This window comes from Pseudoalteromonas luteoviolacea H33-S (assembly GCF_001625695.1).
In the GTDB taxonomy this organism is placed as follows: domain Bacteria; phylum Pseudomonadota; class Gammaproteobacteria; order Enterobacterales; family Alteromonadaceae; genus Pseudoalteromonas; species Pseudoalteromonas luteoviolacea_B.
Map to the genome: position 1 here is coordinate 70,864 of NZ_AUXY01000024.1, position 6,942 is coordinate 77,805.

The 6,942-nt window shown below is 40.9% G+C and carries 7 protein-coding genes and 1 tRNA gene; 2 read left to right on the forward strand and 6 right to left on the reverse strand.

Going from position 1 to position 6,942, the window contains the following annotated elements:
* Nucleotides 1-24: 24 nt before the first annotated feature.
* Nucleotides 25-660, forward strand: a complete 636-nt coding sequence (nth, locus tag N477_RS01660) for an endonuclease III (protein WP_063362247.1) — start codon at nucleotides 25-27, stop codon at nucleotides 658-660.
* Between the two features lie 171 nt (nucleotides 661-831).
* Here nth and N477_RS01665 read toward each other — a convergent pair whose 3' ends face one another.
* The gene (locus N477_RS01665; protein WP_063362246.1) at nucleotides 832-1,341 is read right to left on the reverse strand and encodes a hypothetical protein; all 510 of its coding nucleotides are present in this window, start codon (nucleotides 1,339-1,341) and stop codon (nucleotides 832-834) included.
* Nucleotides 1,342-1,505: 164 nt separating this feature from the next.
* Here N477_RS01665 and N477_RS01670 point away from each other — a divergent pair, with 164 nt between their 5' ends.
* On the forward strand, nucleotides 1,506-2,552 hold the full coding sequence (locus tag N477_RS01670; protein ID WP_081216484.1) for a helix-turn-helix domain-containing protein: 1,047 nt from the start codon (nucleotides 1,506-1,508) through the stop codon (nucleotides 2,550-2,552).
* A gap of 120 nt (nucleotides 2,553-2,672) precedes the next feature.
* Here N477_RS01670 and N477_RS01675 read toward each other — a convergent pair whose 3' ends face one another.
* The 5 genes from N477_RS01675 to N477_RS01695 form a co-directional block, all read right to left on the reverse strand.
* Nucleotides 2,673-3,347 carry a hypothetical protein gene (locus N477_RS01675; RefSeq protein WP_063362244.1) on the reverse strand — a complete coding sequence of 225 codons (675 nt, stop codon included), beginning with the start codon at nucleotides 3,345-3,347 and terminating at the stop codon, nucleotides 2,673-2,675.
* A 312-nt stretch (nucleotides 3,348-3,659) separates the two neighbouring features.
* On the reverse strand, nucleotides 3,660-4,394 hold the full coding sequence (locus N477_RS01680) for a helix-turn-helix domain-containing protein (RefSeq protein WP_063362243.1): 735 nt from the start codon (nucleotides 4,392-4,394) through the stop codon (nucleotides 3,660-3,662).
* A gap of 66 nt (nucleotides 4,395-4,460) precedes the next feature.
* Nucleotides 4,461-4,799 (reverse strand): DUF3703 domain-containing protein, encoded by a 339-nt coding sequence (locus tag N477_RS01685; RefSeq protein WP_063362242.1) that lies wholly within the window; start codon nucleotides 4,797-4,799, stop codon nucleotides 4,461-4,463.
* A 157-nt stretch (nucleotides 4,800-4,956) separates the two neighbouring features.
* Nucleotides 4,957-6,537 carry a PAS domain-containing methyl-accepting chemotaxis protein gene (locus tag N477_RS01690; RefSeq protein WP_063362241.1) on the reverse strand — a complete coding sequence of 527 codons (1,581 nt, stop codon included), beginning with the start codon at nucleotides 6,535-6,537 and terminating at the stop codon, nucleotides 4,957-4,959.
* Between the two features lie 277 nt (nucleotides 6,538-6,814).
* A tRNA-Glu gene (locus N477_RS01695) sits at nucleotides 6,815-6,890 on the reverse strand.
* Nucleotides 6,891-6,942: the final 52 nt, after the last annotated feature.

Here is a 6,942-nt window from a genome sequence, read left to right on the forward strand (position 1 = left end):
TTAGCTAACTACTTAAAAACCGTCATGAATAAAGCAAAACGTTTAGAGATTTTAACTCGACTGCGAGAAGACAATCCAAACCCTGAGTCCGACTTGGAGTACACCACACCGTTTGAATTATTGGTTGCAGTCACCTTGTCAGCACAGGCGACAGATGTGGGCGTTAACAAGGCAACTCGCAAGTTGTTTCCCGTCGCCAATACGCCAGAAGCAATTGTAGATTTAGGTGTTGAAGGCTTAAAGGAGTACATAAAAACCATTGGCTTATATAATTCAAAAGCTAACAATGTGTTTAAACTGTGCCAAATTTTAATCGAAAAGCATGGCTCAGAAGTACCCCAAGACCGTAAAGCGTTAGAAGCCTTACCTGGAGTTGGTCGAAAAACCGCAAACGTTGTATTAAATTGCGCATTTGGTTGGCCGACCATTGCAGTCGATACCCATATTTTTAGAGTATCTAACCGCACTAAATTTGCTATGGGTAAAGATGTTGTCGCAGTAGAAGAAAAACTAGAAAAAGTCGTGCCAAAAGACTTTAAAGTGGATGTGCACCATTGGCTTATTTTGCATGGTCGCTATGTATGTACTGCGCGTAAACCAAAATGCGGCAGCTGTATTATTGAAGATTTGTGCGAATTTAAAGAAAAAACAGACGTATAAATTGGCAATTTAAAGTTCAAACCTGTCTTGGACAGGCTGCTCTTTGCGCTAAACTGGTTATTCAATAAAAGATAACCTGCTGCTTTAAATACTTTTATATTGAAAGCAAACGCTTTGCTAATGTAAAGCTGCTAACAATTCATGGCTAGCAGCCTTCATCAAAATTACAGCTTATTTATTCCCATCCGCTTTCTTTCGTCTCCATGGTTCAATCGGTTGAGTAAAATACTGCCACCAAACATAACGCCACGGGATCAGAACCATTAATACAGCAATGCCAATTATCGATGCTTTGGCGTTTACAATGTTTGGCACATCTTGACCTGCCAGAAATGGAGGCAATGCAACGACAGTCAGCCAAACCAGTTTCCAAACGATTTCATAGAGCATAATAGGCAAAAAAGTTAAAGGACGAAAAACACCGCCTATTGCAAATAAAGCCAGCGCAAACAACATTGAATGCCCAAGACCTCTCCAGCGATCCCATTCAGAGGCGCCTTCTAAGATATAATTTAACTGCTTAGAGCCCAGAACAATCACCATTGCAGTAAATATAAGCCTAAGCCCCCATGTTTTCCACAATGCGACTGTTGGTGCACAATTTTGTATTGAGTCGTACTCGTTAGCTGACTTGTTTTTCTCACAAACACTTTCGTTATCAATGACAGATTTATTTTTCATAACCGTACCTTGTCTTCTAAATTTCACGTCAATACTGCCAATATGAAAGCTTTAATGCGCATCGAATTTCAAAATCGATACTAATAAAAGCGGATAAATCAGAAGATTATCGAAAAGAAACGAGATTAATGTAGAATCGGTATAAAAGTGGGAGGGAATCAAAATTGGATCCACTAAAAATTGTGCAGTCACTTACCGTCTTGCTAAGTTTGGTATTAGCATTCATTCATTATCGCCTTCGAAAAAAGCACATTTTACATTTAGCGTTTGCAGGGTTTTGTGCTTCCTCGTCGATGTATCTTGCCTATCAACTAACAAGCACTTACTTTGCCCCTTATCATCACCTGATAGGGATACTCGGGTTTGCTACCTGCAGTGGATACTGGCTTTTTTCACGTGCATTTTTTCGAAAAACCAATCCCATTAATCACCATCACCTCCTGTTTGCAGGTGTACTAGGAATATGCCTGATATCAAGGCACCTATTCCAATTTATAGAAAAGATGTGGCAGCTCCAAAGCGATTGGCTATCAACTTCGATAACCGTGTTATCCGAAGCAATTGCAATATTATCATCAGGAATACTCATTCTTGCGTTTTGGGAGGGCTATCGAGTATTGCAAAGCGCAACTATGATTCAGCGTAAAATCACGATGATCTACCTGTCTTCATTCTTGGTGAGCATTATCAGTGTTATGTTGATTGCTGTCGCTCTGCCCAAAGAATTAGCGATGGGCGAAGGAAGAGAATGGCTGGTCGTGTTCGCATATACGTTAATCTTTATCAGTACACATTGGTTGATACAATTTCGTCAACAACAGTTCATGCAACAGACCGAGAAAAAGGAGCGCCCTATCCAAAGTGAGCGCCTACTCGCTCAGAAAATTCAACACCTGCTGATTGAAGAACAGCGCTTTTTGGATGCAAATTTACGTGTTGCCGATATTGCTCGTGAGCTAGACCTGCCCGAGTATCGTATCCGCGCTATTATGCTCGACTGCTTCGATGCGAAGAACTTTAATCACTATGTGAACCAAATGCGTATCGAGTACGCAAAATCAATATTAAGCGCACCTGATAAACGCGATTGGCCAGTGCTTGTCGTTGGCATTGAAAGTGGCTTTGCATCTGCTGCTCCATTTAGTCGTGCCTTTAAAGAGTTTACAGGCTGCACTCCTGGGCAATACCGTAAACAGCATTTGACCTCATAAACCTATGTAATCTGGAGCGGTTTAAATAGTCATAATATAAAGGTTCTTCCATTGTCATTTTTAGGGGCTCTGTGATGGGCGCGCGCTCACCCATCATAATTCATATAAAATAGCGCACTGTTACTCTTTAATATCTCGCTTAAATACTGGCAACCACTTGAGGAGTAAGCTGTCACCAATAATACGGTTTAACCGTTTTGACCAACCAGTGAATAGCACTCTAATTACCCAGTAAAATAGTACGCCTATCATCAGATAAATTAACGCATTACTGTTAATAAAATCAGGCCATCTATCTGATGTATTTGCTGAAAACGACATCACAGCCCCCAACATAGCAAAACACGACCGCCACGTGTGCCTAGCGATACGATGCTTGCCCGAAAGGCCACCTTTTAGGATCATCCTAAGATCCATACCTGCTGCCAATAAGGCCACAGAGGCATGAATAGTGAAAATAGCTTTGAAGGTCGGATCCAAGTCAACTGCGGTATATACAAAATAAAATAATGATATGCTGACATAGAGTATTAAGCACATAGCCAATATTTCAAAAATACCGGTTGTTTGCTCTTTTCTGAGCACAATCGCCCAAGCAGTCGCACCATAATAAAATGTCATCAGCGACATGGTTGCGCCGCCATTAAAAAAAGCAGCAGTCCCTGTCATTATTAACATAGCCAGGAAAAATAGGTTACCTGACCATCTATGCCGAAGCTTTCCTTTTGCAAAGCTCAAAGCGCCAATCCCAAACAACAGTAAAAACGAACCAGCTATAATATGCACCGTAAGCATTACGCCTCCTTTTGTATTCATGTGCATGCTTTCATAACCGTTCAAACAGATAATCATATACAAGCGAACGGTTAAATTTCATACTTCACAGTGTTGGATAAATTGGCATAAGCGCAACGTTATAGATACCCTTGAAATGTTACAAAAAATAATCACTTGTTACTGGTTTTGATTATATCTATACTTTTTAATCTGTTAATAACGATTTGAGTTCTCGAAAAACTTTACTGTAGTATTAAAAGGAAATTTTCACCTAAGCAGTGTACTTGAAGGGCTAAGATATATACTACGTGCTTTAACTTATTACACCTGTTACTTAAACAAACTGATAGCCTGTCTAATTGTCATGCCAAATGTATTTTTAAAAGTACGACTCAAATGGGCACTATCAGAAAACCCTGCACTAAAAGCGGCTTCAGTTGCACTCGCGCCTTTTTGCATTGTCAGCAAGGCACATAACATTCTTCTCCATAACAAATAAGGCCGCCAAGCAATTCCGACTTGATCAGAGAAAAGGTGTAAAAACCGACTTTCTGATAAATGATATTTTTGCGCAGCCTCTTTTGCACGCCATTGCCGCGGTTTTATGCACTCTTCACGAAAACACGAGTTCAATTCAGCCAACAAACGACTTATCCGAGGATCCGGAATTGTATTTTGCTGACTATCTAACATCCCTCCCCTTGGTATTAACTCAGTGAGTGCTTTGAAAAAAATAGTGCTCGCATCACTGTGAGTCTGGGGCCACTTTGGAGTTGTCGAGACACAGAACATCTTCAGGGGCTGGCCACTTAATTGTTCCTTTAAGCACGCTCCTAATACGCTATGTGGCTCAACTAATAACACCCACCCGCTTTCCATTTTCAAGCAGTGTGGCGTATTTGAGTCAATGATCACTGCATTATGAAGTGTCTTACCAGCTAGAATGCAAGTGCTGTCTTTATCTGGCCAAACAACTTGCATGGCGACATGCTGGTGTTCATTCGCATCTATGCTAGCGCCATGGAGTAATATATACCCAGTCTTTATCCAGACGTTTTGCTGCAAAACTTTGTCACTCTCTTTGTCGTTGGTAGATGTGCTTTTAGGATTAACCCTAATTAAATTTTCTCTTTATTCATTAAAAAATACTTTAAGATCATTCGGTATGGGCATAGGCTTAAATGCACTGACATTGGCCCCCCCCGTATTGCCTTTAGGCACCCAAAGGCGTGAGAAAATAATCGCTGCAAACACTCTTAATATTTGTGCCGATACTTCTTTTGTATCCGCCAGTTTAATTCCTACCTTTAACATCCACCAATGGCTTTTGGTATGTCTGAGTGCAGACTGCTGACCAAGAATATGCGCTCTTTCAAGAGACTTAAAACAAGTAATAAAATCGCCTTGCAGATACAAAGTTTGTGCAGTAAACATTTCCCTTTCATAGGCCATTTTTAGTACTTTATTCATAATATACCTCTGTAAATTCAACAAAACTATCCGCTTAATTGCGGCTACTGAAAATCTTATGAGAAATAGAGATAAATTAATTGAATAAACTGGCTATTTTTATTTAGATAACCTGACAAAAAGTGTGGCATGTAGTGGCATGCCACATTCGTCATAATTAATTTTGAAATTTAGCGATAAACTGATCCACTAACGATTTTTGATCAGCTAGGGCTTTTTGAGTGTTTGCCATGGTTTCTAGCGACCTATCAGAGCTTTGCAATGAATCAGTCGCCAACTGCGAAATCGTCACTGCATTATTATTGAGCTCGTTACTGACTCCCGACATTTCTTCCGTTGAAGTTGCGATTTGATAATTCAAGCTGGAGATATCATTTACTATTGAGTTGATGCTGTCTAAAGAAGCTTTCGTGCCCTCTGCTTTTTCCACGCATTGGCCTGACTTATCAACCCCATTTTGTATTGCTTGCACTGCTCGCTCTGCACGTTGCCTTAGGTTCGCGACAATATCATCGATTTCCTTGGTCGAATCTTGAGTACGCTGTGCCAACGCCCTGACCTCATCAGCCACAACAGCAAAACCTCGACCTTGTTCTCCTGCACGTGCAGCCTCAATGGCCGCATTTAACGCCAGCAAATTCGTTTGTTCAGAGATCCCACGGATCACATCCACAACTCCGCCAATATTGACCGTTTGCGCATTGAGATCTTCAATATCAGATTGGGTTTGTGTCAACTCTTCCGACAAAGTGTAGTTATTTTCCATATTTTCATTAACCGCCAAACTTCCCTCTTTCACAGACTTGAGCGCAGCTTCTGACTGCGATGCGGCATTGTTGGTGTTCGATGCAATTTCTTGGATTGTCGCCGTCATTTGATTTATCGCAGTTGCAAGCGACCCTGTCTGAGCTTGTTGATTATTAAGCAGTTGAGCACTTTTATCACATTCATCAACGGTTTCTTTAGCATGACCTCGCACCGTATCACTGGCATCTTTTACTCTACCAAGTACCGCGCGTAACTCTGATTCTCTCGCTAGTAACGCCAGCTCGATCGCTGCAATATCATTGACCTTGTTAATATAAATCTTTTGCATCAGAGGGTTGTCATAGACCTTTCGTGCTTTTTGACTTAACTCCCTTACTGGGGATAAACGCTGATAGGTCAAAACTAAAGCAACAACAACCAGAATGGTTTCTAAGATATAGGACCACGGCGATGGCAGCGACGCAAAAATCATGCTTAGTATGTAAAATACACCAATAATCAACATCATCTGCGCAGACAACGACATAGAAGCCCTCGTAAAGCTGTCTACCGATACGCCATCATTGAGCTTTTGATAGATTTTTTCTGCTCGATTGACCACTGCACGATCTGGTTTTGTTCTAACCGATTGGTATTCGACAGTTTGGCCGCTACTATTCGTAATCGGTGTCACATAAGCGTTGACCCAATAATGGTCGCCATTTTTACAGCGGTTTTTTACCATGCCCATCCAAGGCTTACCTGACTCAATATAATTCCATAAATTTTGGAAGGCGGGTTTTGGCATGCTTGGGTGGCGCACAATATTGTGTGGTTTGCCTTCTAATTCATGTAGTTCAAAGCCAGCCACTTCACAAAACTGGCGATTAGCATATTTAATTTGCCCTTTGGTGTTGGTTGTAGATAGCAAATTATAAGAACTGGGATAGTCGTATTCGCGGTTGGTTACCGTTGATCTTCCTTTAGCCATAGCAACTCACTCTAGATTAAAAAGCAATAGTAAGTGATTACGCTAATGCGAGCATGACAAAAATGACTAAAAATTGTTCTAAATCAAGCTTGTGGAGATAATTGAAAGTTTAAATTTACTCATCAACCAAATCTTAATTGAACATGAAACGAAAGGATAATACACAATACCAATCAAAGTCATTAAGCACGAGAGCCAATTGCGCACTGCAATAATAAATTTAAAGTTAGCAAAGAGAATAAATTTAGCAAGAATAGCTGAAGGATAACATAGAAAGTGGCGTCCCCTAGGGGATTCGAACCCCTGTTACCGCCGTGAAAGGGCGGTGTCCTAGGCCTCTAGACGAAGGGGACACAATCTGTGTCACTAGGACTGGTTATTTAGACTCTCACCATACGAGTTTTT

Bases quoted from the DNA above. Each gene is read 5' to 3' on its own strand.
- nth (WP_063362247.1), top strand. From the start codon at position 25: ATGAATAAAGCAAAACGTTTAGAGATTTTAACTCGACTGCGAGAAGAC.
- N477_RS01665 (WP_063362246.1), bottom strand. From the start codon at position 1,341: ATGAAAAATAAATCTGTCATTGATAACGAAAGTGTTTGTGAGAAAAAC.
- N477_RS01675 (WP_063362244.1), bottom strand. From the start codon at position 3,347: ATGCTTACGGTGCATATTATAGCTGGTTCGTTTTTACTGTTGTTTGGG.
- N477_RS01685 (WP_063362242.1), bottom strand. From the start codon at position 4,799: ATGAATAAAGTACTAAAAATGGCCTATGAAAGGGAAATGTTTACTGCA.
- N477_RS01690 (WP_063362241.1), bottom strand. From the start codon at position 6,537: ATGGCTAAAGGAAGATCAACGGTAACCAACCGCGAATACGACTATCCC.